Source organism: Rhizobium sp. P40RR-XXII, assembly GCF_012641405.1.
Taxonomy (GTDB): domain Bacteria; phylum Pseudomonadota; class Alphaproteobacteria; order Rhizobiales; family Rhizobiaceae; genus Rhizobium.
In genome coordinates this window covers 130,751-144,597 of record NZ_JABAII010000012.1, presented here as the reverse complement: position 1 = coordinate 144,597, position 13,847 = coordinate 130,751, and the positions used below count along the sequence as shown (strand labels likewise).

The 13,847-nt window shown below is 59.6% G+C and carries 13 protein-coding genes; 7 read left to right on the top strand and 6 right to left on the bottom strand.

Going from position 1 to position 13,847, the window contains the following annotated elements; all coding sequences use genetic code 11:
- Positions 1 to 53: 53 nt before the first annotated feature.
- From HGP16_RS22155 to HGP16_RS34580, 3 genes are all read right to left on the bottom strand, one after another.
- Positions 54 to 503: a DNA polymerase III subunit chi gene (locus HGP16_RS22155; protein WP_168842142.1), complete on the bottom strand. Its 450-nt coding sequence runs from the start codon at positions 501 to 503 to the stop codon at positions 54 to 56.
- A gap of 32 nt (positions 504 to 535) precedes the next feature.
- Positions 536 to 2,026, bottom strand: a complete 1,491-nt coding sequence (locus tag HGP16_RS22150; RefSeq protein ID WP_168842141.1) for a leucyl aminopeptidase — start codon at positions 2,024 to 2,026, stop codon at positions 536 to 538.
- 142 nt (positions 2,027 to 2,168) lie between these two features.
- Positions 2,169 to 2,477, bottom strand: coding sequence for a hypothetical protein (locus HGP16_RS34580; protein WP_312862926.1), 309 nt, complete (start codon positions 2,475 to 2,477; stop codon positions 2,169 to 2,171).
- Between HGP16_RS34580 and HGP16_RS22145 the strand changes: the two genes are divergently transcribed.
- The 7 genes from HGP16_RS22145 to rsmA all read left to right on the top strand — a co-directional run bounded on the left by HGP16_RS22145 (position 2,373) and on the right by rsmA (position 10,785).
- Positions 2,373 to 3,017 carry a phosphatase PAP2 family protein gene (locus HGP16_RS22145; RefSeq protein WP_312862925.1) on the top strand — a complete coding sequence of 215 codons (645 nt, stop codon included), beginning with the start codon at positions 2,373 to 2,375 and terminating at the stop codon, positions 3,015 to 3,017. The two genes, HGP16_RS34580 and HGP16_RS22145, sit on opposite strands and share 105 nt — an antisense overlap.
- A gap of 101 nt (positions 3,018 to 3,118) precedes the next feature.
- Positions 3,119 to 4,297: an LptF/LptG family permease gene (locus HGP16_RS22140; RefSeq protein WP_168842139.1), complete on the top strand. Its 1,179-nt coding sequence runs from the start codon at positions 3,119 to 3,121 to the stop codon at positions 4,295 to 4,297.
- Positions 4,294 to 5,379 carry an LPS export ABC transporter permease LptG gene (gene lptG / locus HGP16_RS22135; protein WP_168842138.1) on the top strand — a complete coding sequence of 362 codons (1,086 nt, stop codon included), beginning with the start codon at positions 4,294 to 4,296 and terminating at the stop codon, positions 5,377 to 5,379. The genes HGP16_RS22140 and lptG overlap by 4 nt, the downstream gene beginning before the upstream one ends.
- Complete coding sequence (locus tag HGP16_RS22130) at positions 5,380 to 7,773, top strand: LPS-assembly protein LptD (protein ID WP_168842137.1); 2,394 nt, start codon at positions 5,380 to 5,382, stop codon at positions 7,771 to 7,773. It begins immediately after the preceding gene.
- Between the two features lie 208 nt (positions 7,774 to 7,981).
- Positions 7,982 to 8,926 (top strand): peptidylprolyl isomerase, encoded by a 945-nt coding sequence (locus HGP16_RS22125; protein WP_168842136.1) that lies wholly within the window; start codon positions 7,982 to 7,984, stop codon positions 8,924 to 8,926.
- A gap of 6 nt (positions 8,927 to 8,932) precedes the next feature.
- The gene (pdxA, locus tag HGP16_RS22120; protein WP_168842135.1) at positions 8,933 to 9,958 is read left to right on the top strand and encodes a 4-hydroxythreonine-4-phosphate dehydrogenase PdxA; all 1,026 of its coding nucleotides are present in this window, start codon (positions 8,933 to 8,935) and stop codon (positions 9,956 to 9,958) included.
- Positions 9,958 to 10,785 (top strand): 16S rRNA (adenine(1518)-N(6)/adenine(1519)-N(6))-dimethyltransferase RsmA, encoded by an 828-nt coding sequence (gene rsmA / locus HGP16_RS22115; RefSeq protein WP_168842134.1) that lies wholly within the window; start codon positions 9,958 to 9,960, stop codon positions 10,783 to 10,785. The genes pdxA and rsmA overlap by 1 nt, the downstream gene beginning before the upstream one ends.
- A 43-nt stretch (positions 10,786 to 10,828) precedes the next feature.
- Here rsmA and gmk read toward each other — a convergent pair whose 3' ends face one another.
- The 3 genes from gmk to mltG form a co-directional block, all read right to left on the bottom strand.
- Positions 10,829 to 11,491 (bottom strand): guanylate kinase, encoded by a 663-nt coding sequence (gene gmk, locus HGP16_RS22110; protein ID WP_168842133.1) that lies wholly within the window; start codon positions 11,489 to 11,491, stop codon positions 10,829 to 10,831.
- A 3-nt stretch (positions 11,492 to 11,494) separates the two neighbouring features.
- Positions 11,495 to 12,382 (bottom strand): YicC/YloC family endoribonuclease, encoded by an 888-nt coding sequence (locus tag HGP16_RS22105; RefSeq protein ID WP_168842132.1) that lies wholly within the window; start codon positions 12,380 to 12,382, stop codon positions 11,495 to 11,497.
- Between the two features lie 110 nt (positions 12,383 to 12,492).
- Positions 12,493 to 13,707, bottom strand: coding sequence for an endolytic transglycosylase MltG (gene mltG / locus HGP16_RS22100; protein ID WP_168842131.1), 1,215 nt, complete (start codon positions 13,705 to 13,707; stop codon positions 12,493 to 12,495).
- Between the last annotated feature and the right edge of the window lie 140 nt (positions 13,708 to 13,847).

The following is a 13,847-nucleotide window of genomic DNA, read 5'->3' as shown; positions in this document are numbered from 1 at the left end:
ATTTTCCCGCAATGCCGGGCGGAAGACCGCTCGGTACCTTTCCTGGAATTGCCCTAAGCTTTCTTTTCCCAGCGGCCATCCTGCGTCTGCTGCCAATAGGTGAGGTTGTGCCCCTCGCCTTTCAGGCGCTTCCATTGCGCACGCGCGCTTTCCAGCTGTTCCTGATCATAGCCGTCGAACATCAGCACGACGCGCTGGTACGTTGCGACATCCGTAGCCTCGGCGCCGTCGATGAAAAAGCGCACCGTCGCCTTATTCACATTGTCGGACGAGATGGTCAAAAGCACCGGCTGCCGGTCCGCCATCCCGCCGTCATCCGTGCCATGCGGCAGGAAACTGTCTTCGCGATAGGTCCACAGATGGGAATCGAGGAGATCGCGCCGCGCCGGCTCGCGCATCTGCACGGCGACCTGCCAGCCGCGCTCGACACTCTTGTCGATCAACGGCGGCAGGGCGTCTTCAAGCTTCGATTCCGTCAGGTGATAGAAGAGAACGTCGGTCATGCCGTCCCTTCTATCTGACAAAACCCGGCTGGTCACGATTCGTAGTTGGCGCGGACCAGCTGATCGAGCAGGCGCACGCCGAAACCGGAACCCCAAGACTGGTTGATCTCGTCCTGGACCGACCCCATCGCCGTACCGGCGATATCGAGATGCGCCCACGGCGTTTCACCGACGAAGCGCTTGAGGAACTGGGCGGCAGTGATCGAGCCGGCGTGGCGGCCGCCGGTGTTCTTCATGTCGGCGAACTTGCTATCGATCATCTTGTCGTAGTCCTTGCCGAGCGGCATGCGCCACAGGCGCTCATCGGTGACGAGGCCCGCCGCGGTCAGCTCACCCGCCAGCTTGTCATCGTTGCAGAACAGGCCGGCCTGCAGGTTGCCGAGCGCGACGAGGATGGCGCCGGTCAGGGTCGCCAGGTTGATCATGAATTGCGGCTTGAAGCGGTCGTTCGTGTACCAGAGCGCATCGCAAAGAACGAGCCGGCCCTCCGCATCCGTGTTGATGATCTCGATCGTCTGGCCGGACATGGAGGTGACGATATCGCCAGGACGCTGCGCATTGCCGTCGGGCATGTTCTCGACGAGACCGATGACGCCGATGACGTTGACCTTGGCTTGCCGCGCGGCAAGCGTGTGCATGAGGCCGGTGACGGCCGCCGCCCCGCCCATGTCGCCCTTCATCTCTTCCATGCCGGCAGCGGGCTTGATGGAAATGCCGCCAGTGTCGAAGACAACCCCCTTGCCGATGAAGGCGACGGGCTTGTCCTTCGCCTTGCCACCCTTCCAGTGCATGATGACCAGGCGCGGCGGCCGGGCAGAGCCTTGCGCGACGCCGAGGAGAGCGGCCATGCCGAGCCGGCGCATCTCGCGCTCCGTCAAGATCTCGATCTCGACGCCAAGCTTTTCCAGCTCCTTGGCCTTGGCTGCAAACTCCACGGGACCGAGGACATTCGGCGGCTCGTTGACGAGATCGCGCGCAAGGAGGACGCCGCCCGCGACCGCTTCCGACGTTGCATAGAGCTTCTTGGCGGCCGCGGCCTCCTGGGTAACGATCGTGACCTTCACTGGCTTGCGGCTCTTGTCGTCATCGTCGCCCTTCTTCGTCTTATATGTATCGAAGCTATAGGCGCGCAGGAGCATGCCCAGGGCAAAATCGGCGGCTTCCCTGGCACCGACCTCGATTGCCGGCGCATCCAGGAAGATGGCGACTTTCTCAACATTGCGGATTTTCGCCGCCGCGCTGCCGCCAAGCCTCAGCCAGTCGTGCGCAGCCAGGTCTCTTGCCTTGCCGGCACCGATGACAATGATCCGATCGACGGGCGAGGCCTCGGGAGCGATGATATCCAAAGCGCTTAACGTCTTGCTCTTGAAGCCGGCTACGGGCGCAGCCCTGGCGAAAACATTGGCCGGATCGGCGCTCTCGGCGCCCGCCGGCAACTCACTGTCCGTGCCTTTCAGGAGAATGGCCAGACCGCCGCTGAGGCGAGCCGACTTGGCGAAGGAAATCTCGAATTTCACAGACATTTCTGCTCCGATAAACATGCGTCGTAATAAGGGAAGTTTGCACAACCATCATTCTAGGTTTGACTAGCGAACACAAGCGTTTGGCAAAGCATTCGCTAAAGAAGCCCGCTCCGTGGCTTCAAATCCCTGTCATTGAGAGCAGCTAGGCTATGCGCAATGGTGTTTTGCCGCTCTCCGGGGCGGCCAGATCTTTTGCCGGAAAGCCGCCTTGATCATAGATTTCAACAGTTTCAATCGCGAAGACCGCTCCCCCGAGATTTTGCGACCGCGCACTGCGGGCGATGCCTTCATCGGCCTCTTCTGTCTCTGGTGGGCACTGCTCGGCTTCTTCTCGGTTTTTCCACAGATCGATCTCACGGTCGCGAATATGTTTTTTCTGCCGCAGCAGTGCCTGGCAAGCACGCGCCTGGACCAGATATGCGGCATCTTCCCCTACAATGCGGACACGCATATGCGGCTGCTGCGGGAGATATTCTTCCAACTCCCCTACATCGTAGCCGCCGTTCTCGTCTGGATGCTGTTCCAGTGCTGGCAGCATCACGGAGCGACCTTCAACAGGCTGCGGGCGCGCAATCTGAAGATCGCGCTTGAGTCGCTGCTGATCGGCCCGGTGCTGATCGTCAATCTCTGGCTGAAGGCTTTTTCGGGGCGCCCGCGCCCGAGGCAAACCGACCTCTTCGGCGGCACGCTCGATTTCGTCCAAGCCGGATCCTTCGCCGGGAAATGCGCCAGCAACTGTTCGTTCATCTCGGGCGAAGCAGCGGCTGCCGGCTGGCTGTTCTGCCTGATCTTCATCATCCCGCAGCCATACCGATCGGCTGCCGCGCTGCCGATCGCAGCCGCTTCGATCCTCATTCCCGCCCTTCGGGTGGCTTTTGGCGGACACTACCTCTCCGATGCCGTGCTCGGCTGGCTTTCATCGCTTGTCATATTCGCCGCGCTCCTCGCATTATCCCAAACGACACACGACAGAAGAATCTCGGAAAATTAACGATTTTTTTCGAGTTGGTTGTCGCCAAAAAAACTTAAACAGCGTAGATGAGGGTGAATCTCTGTCGGCTGGTCCGGCAGCTGTTGCGTTTAAGGGCCGGCATGAAGTTATTCGAGACATATATCGTACGGCGTGTCGGTATGATGTTCCTGGTGGCGTTGCTGCCGGTGCTCGCCATTATCTGGACGACCCAGGTGCTGCAACGCATCAATCTCGTGACGGATAGCGGCCAGTCGATGGGCTCGTTCGCAAAGCTCGCGACGCTCATTCTGCCGACGATTATTCCGATCGTTCTGCCTTTCGCATTGGTCATCGGCATCACGCAGACGCTGACGGCGATGAACAGCGATTCGGAGCTGACCGTCATGGAGGCGGCCGGCGCAAAACGCAGCATCATCATCCGTCCGATCATGATTCTCGCCATCGCCATCAGCGCATTTTCCTTCTTCGTCGACAACGCGGTCGAGCCTAGAGCCCGCGTTGCCGCCCGCCAGATGGTAGCCGAGGCCTATGCCGACCTTCTTTCCACCGTGATCGAAGAGAAGAATTTCCGGCGCATCGAAGACGGGCTCTACGTACAGATTTCGCAGCGTATGTCGGGGCGCATCCTCAAAGGGTTGTTCGTGGTCGATTCCCGCGATCCCGCCTTCGACCTCATCTATTATGCGAAGGAAGGCGCCGTCGATCCGAGCGGTACGTCGCTGCTGATGAAAGACGGCGAAGTGCACCGCAAGACGGCCGACGGCAATGTCTCGGTCATCAAATTCGATTCCTATTCCTTCGATCTCTCCGACATGACCCAAAGCCGCGGCCAGGCGAACCTGCGCGCCAGCGATCGCAGCCTCGGCTTCCTCCTCAATCCGGATCCGAACGACCCGGATTACAAGACAAGACCTGGCAGCTATCAGGCCGAGTTGCATCGGCGCCTCAACGAATGGGCACTGCCCGCGATATTCGCGCTTATATCCCTGGTGATTGCCGGCGATGCACGCTCGCATCGCGAGGCGCGGCTGCACCCTATGGTATCGGCGTTGACGATAGCCTTCGCGCTGCGCTGGGCCGATTTCTATGCGGCCAACCAGATCGACAATTCGCCTCGCTTCGTCGGCATTCTCTACGCCATCAATATCATCGCCGCTGTTGTCGCGATCGCGCTGCTCATGCGTAACCGGAAAATGTCGATACCGGTATCGATCCGAAACCGCCTCGGTAACTGGCGGCAACGGATTCAGGATCGCATGCCGGCGGCGCCGGGCGGCTCCAACGGGAGCGGCGCATGATTTTCGGCACGCTCGGGCGTTATTTCTTCACGCGTTACATCGTGACGACGTTCTGGTTTTTCCTGGGCGTCATCTCGATCGTCTATCTCGTCGATTTCAGCGAGACAGCCGGCCGACTGGCCGGGCTGCCCGGCTATTCTGTCTCGCTCGGCCTGGTGATGACAGCAGTCCGATTGCCGTTCATCCTGCAGCAGACGGTGCCGTTCATCGCACTCTTCGTCGGCATGACGGTGTTGATCGCGCTCAATCGTCGTCGCGAACTGGTTATTGCGCGTGCGGCCGGCATCTCCGTCTGGCAGTTCATGACACCGTTCGTCATGGGCGCCTTTTTCGTGGGGTTGCTGACCATGCTCGCCCTCAATCCGGTTGCCGCATGGGGACAGCGCCAGGCGGAAACGATGGAAGCCGATCTGCGTGGCGACCCTTCCTATCACAACAAGCTTTCGGTCCCGTGGCTGCGTCAATCGAACGGCAAGGACGATACGATCATCGGCGCCAAGGCCATTTTGGACAATGGAACAACGCTGATGGGCGTTGTCTTTATCCACTTCGATTCACAGGGAAATATCGTCCTGCGGCAGGACGCGCAGTCGGCAAAATTGGAAGATGGTTACTGGCTTCTTAACAATGTCGTCCAGCGTCGGCCAGGCGAGATACCGGATCATAAAAGTTCGGTACAGGTTCGTACGAATCTGAAACAGGATTTCGTTTCGCAGCGTCTGGCGCAGCCGGAAACCATTGCTTTTTATGATCTTTCTAATCGAATAAAGATCGCACATTCCTTCGGGATATCGACCAACGCACTTGAGACACAGTTTCATTCGCTGCTATCGCAACCATTCCTTCTCATAGCAATGACGTTGATCGCAGCAACCGTGTCCCTAAAATTCAGTAGATTCAATCAATCGCGCTCCGTTATTCTGGGTGGAATCCTCTCCGGCTTCGTGCTTTATGTTGTCACCGTGCTTGTAAAGGCATTCGGGAGCAGCGGAGTGGTTCCTCCCTATGTGGCGACATGGATACCCGTGATCGTCGCATTGGCATTCGGAGCAACGATCCTGCTTCATCAGGAGGATGGCTAAGTGGCGGCAGGCAACCGCGAGACTATTAAAAAGATTGTGGCTGCCCTCGTTACGGGCACGGCTGCATGCGCATATGTTATGAGCCCGGCCGTGGTTTACGCCCAGGCCAACAACAATAATAATGGCGGTGCCGGCACTGTTACCTCCCCTATCAAGGTGAAGGTGCCGGAAGGCGCGAAGCTAGTCCTTTCGTCCAACGAATTGGTCTACAACAAGGATACGCAGATCGTCACCGCAAGCGGTGCGGTCCAGATCAACTATGGCGGCTATAGGATGGTCGCTCAGAAGGTCGAATATAATCAGAAATCCGGACGAATGACGGCGCTCGGCAATGTCGAGCTGATCACTCCGGACGGCAATCGCATGTACGGTGACAAAATGGACGTCACCGACAGCTTCTCCGACGGGTTCGTGAACGCCCTTCGCATTGAAATGCCTGACAACACCCGAATGGTCGCCGAAAAGGGCGAGCGCGTCGGTGGCAATCAGCTGATCCTCACAAAGGGCGTCTATACTGCTTGCATGGCCTGCTCTGAACAGGGCCGTGCGCCGCTTTGGCAGGTCAAAGCACAGCGCGTCGTCCAGAACGGCGTGACGCACACGATCCGTCTGGAGCATGCCCGCTTCGAGCTGTTCGGTCTGCCGATCGCCTATGTTCCGTGGGTCACGGTTCCCGACAATACGGTCAAGCGCAAATCCGGCTTCCTGTTTCCGTCGGTGAGCGTTTCGCAGCGTCTCGGCGTTGGCGTAAGGGTTCCGTACTATTACGTCATCTCACCGAGCATGGATGCGACGGTCACCGCCACGGGCTTCAGCAACCAGGGGCTGTTGCTCGAGGGTGAATTCCGCCAGCGTTTCGAGAATGGCACGCATATCCTGCGCGTTGCCGGCATCAATCAGATGAATCCGGACTCCTTCGTTGCCGGTACGACTGATGCCGAGAACAAAACGCGCGGCATGATCAATTCCAAGGCCGACTTCAGGATCAATCCTCGCTGGACTTTCGGCTGGGATGTCATGGTGCAGAGCGATAACAATTTCTCGCGCACTTATGGACTGGACGGGCTCAACCAGAGCACCCATACGAACCAAGCCTATCTGACTGGTATCGGAAAGCGCAATTTCTTCGATATGCGCGCCTTCTACTATAACGTGCAGGACACGGATAATAACGCCACTGCACAAAAGCAGCAGGCATATGTCTATCCGAGCATCGACTATCACTATGTCGATCCGAAGTCGGTCTATGGCGGCGAGCTGTCGGCAACGATGAACTTCACGCACCTGTCGCGTGAGAAGACATCCGCACTCGACAACGTAGTCAATCTTGGCGACGCCAACTTGAACGACCGTTTCCTCGGCCTCTCCGGCGACTATACGCGTCTCAGCACCGAACTGCAGTGGCAGCGTACCTTTACGACCGATGAGGGCCTTGTGCTGACGCCATTGGCGGCGGCGCGCGGTGACGTCTATGGTCTGGATATGAACTCGCCCAACTCTTTCGGCGCATCGTTCAGCTATCCCGGCAATTACGACACCAGCGACTATGCCACCCGTGGCATGGTCACGGCGGGGCTCGAAGCCAAGTACCCGTTCCTGATCACGACAAGCAACAGCACGCACGTGTTCGAGCCGATCGCGCAGATCTATGTGCGGCCGGACGAGCAGCTTGCTGGTCGGTTGCCAAACGAAGATGCACAGAGCTTCGTTTTTGACGCCACCAATCTTTTCGATCGTGACAAGTTCTCGGGCTTCGATCGCATCGAGGGTGGTACACGCGCGAATGTTGGGTGGCGTTATACGGCCAGCTTCGACAGCGGTTACAAGCTTCAGCATATCTTCGGACAGTCCTATCAGCTCGCGGGACGCAACTCGTTTGCGACGGACGATCTGGCCGGTGTCGGTTCGGATTCGGGGCTTGAAACGACTCGCTCCGACTATGTCACCATGTTCGGTCTGACGACACCGCAGGGTATCTCGCTCGCGACATCCTATCGCTTCGACCAGAAGGATTTCGCTTTCAAGCGTGGCGATACATCCGTCGGCTTCGCGAACGATGTATTCCAGACGTCCTTGATCTACACGCATATTGCAGCTCAGCCGCAATATGGTTTCACCAGTAATCAGGATGAAATCCAGTCGCGCGCGCAGATCAGGTTCAAGGAATATTGGTCTGTCTTCGGTACCGTTAGCTATGATCTCAATAACAATGAAATCACTCGCCAGGGCGTCGGTCTTTCCTACGAGGACGAATGCACGATCTTCACCGTGTCATTCCTCGACAAGAAGGATACGACAGCCAGCTCGGCCAGCAATTGGTCGATCGGCGCTCGTCTGACCTTCCGTACGTTGGGAGACGTCAATCTCGGCAGCGTCCAGGACGCAACGTTCTGACATAGATCGAACTTGCAAGGAGCCGGCTTCATCGCCGGCTCTTTTGCGTTGAGACGGCCCGCTATTCGCGGTGTCATTGTTTCGCCGCAAGGATTTTGCAATTCATCGCGCTTGATGTAGACATGTGGCGCAAAAGTTGCCGTATTGCGCCAAGGCGTACCGATATGGCGCAAGGCCGGCAGGAAAGACCTTTGGGAAGGGGTAGTTGATGTTTTCTGGAAAGACACCGATGCGCGCTCTACTGTTCGGAGCAGCAGCTTTGGTTATGGCGAGTTTCACCGTGCCGAGCAGCGATGTCGCTTTCGCGGCCAGCGAGGTGAAAGTCCTCGTCAACAGTCAGGTGATCACGTCCGGCGACATTGCCAAGCGCGTCGCTTTCCTCAAGCTGCAGCGCCAGAAGGGCGACCTCGGCAAGGTCGCCAAGGAACAACTTGTCGACGAGACGCTGAAGCGCGCGGAAATCTCCCGCCTGCGCATGTCCGTTTCTACCACTGATGTCGACGCCGCCTTTGGACGTTTCGCTGCCAGCAACAAGATGTCGCCGGCTCAGCTCAGTCAAATTCTTGACAAGGCCGGAGTCGGTGTCGACCACTTCAAATCCTACATCGCCGTTTCCATGAGCTGGCCTCGCGTTGTCAACGCACGCTTCGGCGCAAGAAGCCGTATGTCGAACGACGATCTCGTAACACGCATGACCGAGAACAAGACGAAACCGGTCACAACGGAATATTTCCTGAAACAGATCGTTTTCGTTGTGCCGACGGCAAAGCGGAACGCCATCCTGAACAAGCGCAAGGCCGAGGCTGAAGCATCGCGTTCCAAGTTCCCCGGCTGTGACCAGGCAAAGGTCTTCGCCGCAACCATGCACGATGTCTCCGTTCAGGATCTTGGCCGGGTGCTCGCACCGGAAGTTCCCGAAATGTGGAAGCCGCTGCTGGAGAAGGCTTCCGGCAACACGACCTCCCCTATCGTGACCGACCGTGGCATCGAATATGTCGCCATCTGCTCCCAGCGTCAGGTGAACGATGACGTCGCCGCCGCCGCCGTGTTCCGCGCCGAGGATATCGGCAAGGATAAGGCCGGAGGCGTCAGCGCCAACGACAAGAAGTACGTGGATGAACTGCGCTCCAAGGCGCAGATCGTCTATCGCTGATTGACGATGCCGCCGCGCTTCTCCCACCCCCTTGCGCTCACGCAGGGGGATCCGGCTGGCATAGGCCCCGACATCACGCTCGCCGCCTGGCTGCGCCGCGGCGAGCTCGATCTCCCCCCCTTCCTGTTTCTCGGCGACGCGGGCATTCTTGCGGCGCGCGCTGCGCAGCTCGGCTTGACCGTGCCCCTGAAGGTAGTCGATGCGGCGACCGCCTGCGGCATCTTTCGGGATGCGCTGCCGGTCCTGCCGATCGAGGCCGGAATGAGCGTCATTGCCGGCGAACCGCATGTCGCCACCGCCAAAGGCACGATTACAGCCATAGAAATGGCTGTGTCGCTCTGCATGAGCGGCCAGGCATCCGCTGTCGTCACCAATCCGATTGCCAAATCGGTGCTCTATGACGCCGGCTTCGGCTTTTCCGGCCATACGGAATTCCTCGCGGATCTCGCGACGCGCGCAACCGGAAAACCAGTCATGCCGGTCATGCTGCTCGCCGGTCCGAAGCTCCGCGCCATCCCCGTCACCATCCACATTCCCCTGAAGGATGTGCCGCAGGCGCTGAACTCCGACCTGATCGTCGAGACCTGCCGGATCACTGACCATGACCTGCGCCACCGCTTCGGCATTTCCAAGCCGCGCCTCGCGGTTGCCGGCCTCAATCCGCATGCCGGCGAAAACGGCGCGCTCGGCAAGGAGGACGATGAGATTGTCCGTCCCGCGATCGACATCCTTCGCGGCGAGGGCATCGATGCTTTCGGTCCCCTGCCCGCCGACACGATGTTCCACGACGAGGCCCGGCAGCGCTATGACGTCGCTATCTGCATGTATCACGATCAGGCACTGATCCCGGCCAAGGCACTCGGCTTCGACGATTCCGTCAATGTCACGCTCGGCTTACCCTTCGTCCGCACGTCCCCGGACCACGGCACGGCATTCGGCATCGCCGGCAAGGGCATCGCCAAGGAGGACAGCCTTGTCGCGGCCCTCAGATTGGCGAGCGAAATCAGCGGCAAGACCGGAAGCGCTCACTGATGGCCGCACTGGATGGTTTGCCACCCCTTCGCGATGTGATCCAGCGGCACGGCCTCGATGCGCGCAAGGCGCTCGGCCAGAACTTTCTTCTTGACCTCAACCTGACGCAGAAGGTCGCCAGAACGGCCGGATCGCTGAAAGGCGTAACCGTCTTCGAAGTCGGTCCCGGACCGGGCGGCCTGACGCGGGCGATCCTGGCGCTCGGCGCGGCCAAGGTCATCGCCGTCGAGCGCGATGCACGCTGCCTGCCGGCGCTGGCGGAAATCTCAGATCACTATCCCGGCCGGCTTGAGGTGATCGAGGGCGATGCGCTGAAGACCGATTTTGCGGCCCTTGCACCGGAAGGACCGGTCAGGATCATCGCCAACCTGCCCTACAATGTCGGCACGCAGCTTCTGGTCAATTGGCTGCTGCCCGGACACTGGCCTCCCTTCTGGCAATCCCTGACCCTGATGTTCCAGAAGGAAGTCGGGCAACGGATCGTTGCGCAGGAGGATGATGACCATTATGGCCGGCTTGGCGTGCTCTGCGGCTGGCGGACGGAGGCTCGCATGGCCTTCGACGTGCCTCCACAGGCCTTCACGCCACCGCCGAAGGTAACCTCCACGGTGGTGCATCTGACGCCGAGAGAAAACCCGATCCCATGCGACGTCGGCAAACTCGAAAAGGTCACGCAGGCCGCCTTCGGCCAGCGTCGGAAGATGCTGCGCCAGAGCCTGAAGCCGATCGGCGGCGAGGCGCTTTTGCTGAAGGCGGAGATTGATCCGCAGCGCCGCGCGGAAACGCTTTCCGTGGAAGAATTCTGCCGGCTGGCAAACTGCCTTTGATTGGATCGGAGCTTCCGATCGGGATCAGAATTTCTGATCGGGATCAGAGCGTCGGTGTCTCTTCCAGCAGGTCGCGAACGAAATCGAACATGCCATGCCGCCGGTCGCGGCGCAGGCGCTCGGCCTTGACGATGGACTGGACGGCGTTGAAGGCCAGGGTCAGATCGTCGTTGACGATGACATAGTCATATTCGCGCCAATGGGCGATCTCGGCGCGCGAATTGGCAAGACGTCTGGCGATCACCTCTTCGGAATCCTCGGCGCGGCGATGCAGGCGCGATTGCAGCTCGGTCATGGTCGGCGGCAGCACGAAGATGGAAACGACATCGGCCGGCATCTTCTCCTGCAGCTGCTGGGCGCCCTGCCAGTCGATATCGAAAAGCATGTCGCGACCTTCGGCCATGGCCACCTCTACCGGCTCGCGCGGCGTGCCGTAGAAATTGCCATGCACCTCGGCCCATTCCAACAGCGAGTCGGAATCGCGAAGGCGCTCGAACTCACGCTGCGAGACGAAATGATAATGCACGCCTTCGATCTCGCTCGGCCGCCGCTGTCGGGTCGTAACGCTGACAGAAAGGCTGACTTCGCCGTCTTTCTCCAGCAGGTTACGCGCGATCGTCGACTTGCCTGCGCCGGATGGCGAGGAGATGGCAAGCATCAGCCCCCTGCGGGCGATCGGAATGGATGTGGATGTCGCCGGCTTCATGGCCTACTCCAAATTCTGGACCTGTTCGCGGAACTGGTCGATAACCACCTTCAGCTCGATGCCGGCGGCGGTAACCGCCGCTGCATTCGACTTCGAACAGATAGTATTCGATTCACGGTTAAATTCCTGTGCAAGAAAATCGAGCTTGCGGCCGACAGGGCCACCCTTGGAAATAAGATCGCGTGCGGCGGCCACGTGCGCTTTCAGACGATCGACTTCCTCGCGCAGATCCGCCTTGGTGGCGAGAAGAGCAGCTTCGGCATGCAGCCTGTCGCGGTCGAGGGCCGAGGAGCCATCCAACAGCATGGAAACCTGGGTCGCCAGTCTGGCGGCAATCTCCTGCGACGAACGGGACGGATCGCGCTCGACGGTCGATGTCAGCGTCTCGATGGTCGAGACTTGGCCCAGCAGAACCTTGCCAAGCGCCTCGCCTTCCTGCCGACGCATGTCACGCAGATCGCCAAGCGCTGTTTCGAGACCCGCCATGATATCGGCATCGCGCGCGGCGAGCGCCTCTTCGTCTTCCTCGGCTTCCTTGAACTCCACGAGACCGCGCACGGCCATGAGGCTCTCCAGCCGCAACGGCGCGGGATCGACGATGCCGGCAAGCTGATCGCGCAGCGCCAGGACCGCCGCCAGCGCTTCCTGGTTCACAACGACCTCGACGCGGCTCTCCTCGACCGACAGTGACAGGCTGACCTGAAGATTGCCGCGGGAAAGCCGGTCGGCGATCGATTTGCGGATATCGGCCTCCAGACGCTCCAGGCCCGGCGGCAGGCGCAGACGGATATCCAACCCCTTGCCGTTCACCGAACGCAGCTCCCATGCCCAGCGACCGCGACCGCTGGTTCCCTCACGCCGGGCAAAGCCGGTCATGGACTGCAATGCCATGCAAGCCTCCGATAGTTCCTATCCCCAATCCGCCGAAAATCTTCGCATTATGGGTCAATGTAAAGTGAATCCGCGCCGCGCTTCTTATCGAGGCTACGGCGCAGCAAGGATCAGTTGGTCTTTTTCTTCTGCTGGGTACCCGAGCCAGGGGCGACGGCAGCGTCGTCCGGCTGGCCGTCCACGGCAATGGCGTTAGGGTCTTCACCCTTTTCGGCAACGAGCTTGCGCCAGCGCCGGACATTGGCATTGTGCTCATCCAGCGTGGCGGCAAAGACATGGCCGCCGCTGCCGTCGGCAACGAAATAGAGATCCTGCGACTTCCAGGGATTGGCGACGGCTTCCAGCGCATCCTTGCCCGGATTTGCGATCGGCGTCGGCGGCAGCCCCTTGATGACGTAGGTGTTGTAAGGCGTGTCCTTCTTCAGATCGGACTGATAGATGGGACGATCGGCCGGCTTCCCTTCGCCGCCGAACAAACCGTAGATGACGGTCGGATCCGACTGCAGGCGCATGCCCTTGCCGAGGCGGTTCAGGAAGACGGAGGCGACATGGGCGCGCTCGTCGGCAAGGCCCGTCTCCTTCTCCACGATGGAGGCGAGCGTGATGAAGTCCTGCTTGCTTGCCAGCTGCACGCTTGGGTCACGCTTTTCCCAGACCTGGTCGACCAGCTTCGTCTGCGCCGCCGCCATCTGCTGAATGATTTCAGCACGCTTCGTGCCGCGCGTGAACTTATAGGTATCCGGCCGCAGGCTGCCTTCCGGCGGCAGCGCCGACGGCAGATCGCCTTCCAGCACGACATCGGCCTGCAGCTTATTGAACATCTGCCGCACCGTCAGTCCCTCCGGCAAGGTGACCGAATAGAGGATCGATTTGCCCGACTTCAGCAGCTCCATGATGTCCTTCATGGAGGCGCCGGCCTTGATCTCATATTCACCGGCGCGAAGGGTCTCGCCATCATGCAGATAGGTAGCCGTCAGCCAGCGGAAAATCCGCTCATTGGTGATGATGTTGTTGGATTCCAGGCGATTGGCGATCTCGCCGAGGCCTGCGCCATTGCGCACGATGAAATTCGTATTGGTCGTCAGCGGGCCGGGGCTTTGATAGGTCGAAAATGCATAATAGGCACCTCCGACCGCGACAACAGCGACAAAAACCGCCAGCGTCATCAGGAAGTTCAGGAAGATAACCATCTGGCTACGAGCCTTGCGCGAGCGCTTCGGCGGATCCGGAACACGCTCCGGACGCAGGGCTTCATTAGCCGATTTCGGGATAATCGGCCCTTTCTGCCCATTCGAAGTTCCGTTGCTCTGGTTCGTATCGCTCACCGGCAATCCCTTCCTTTTTGTGATTGCCTGCTCTTTGGCCAAGCAATGCGGCAAAAAACAGGTTCAGAAGATAAGGCGGAACCCGTCAGGTCCCGACTTCGACCGATCAGACATCGCCACGAGACATCCGCGGTTTACGG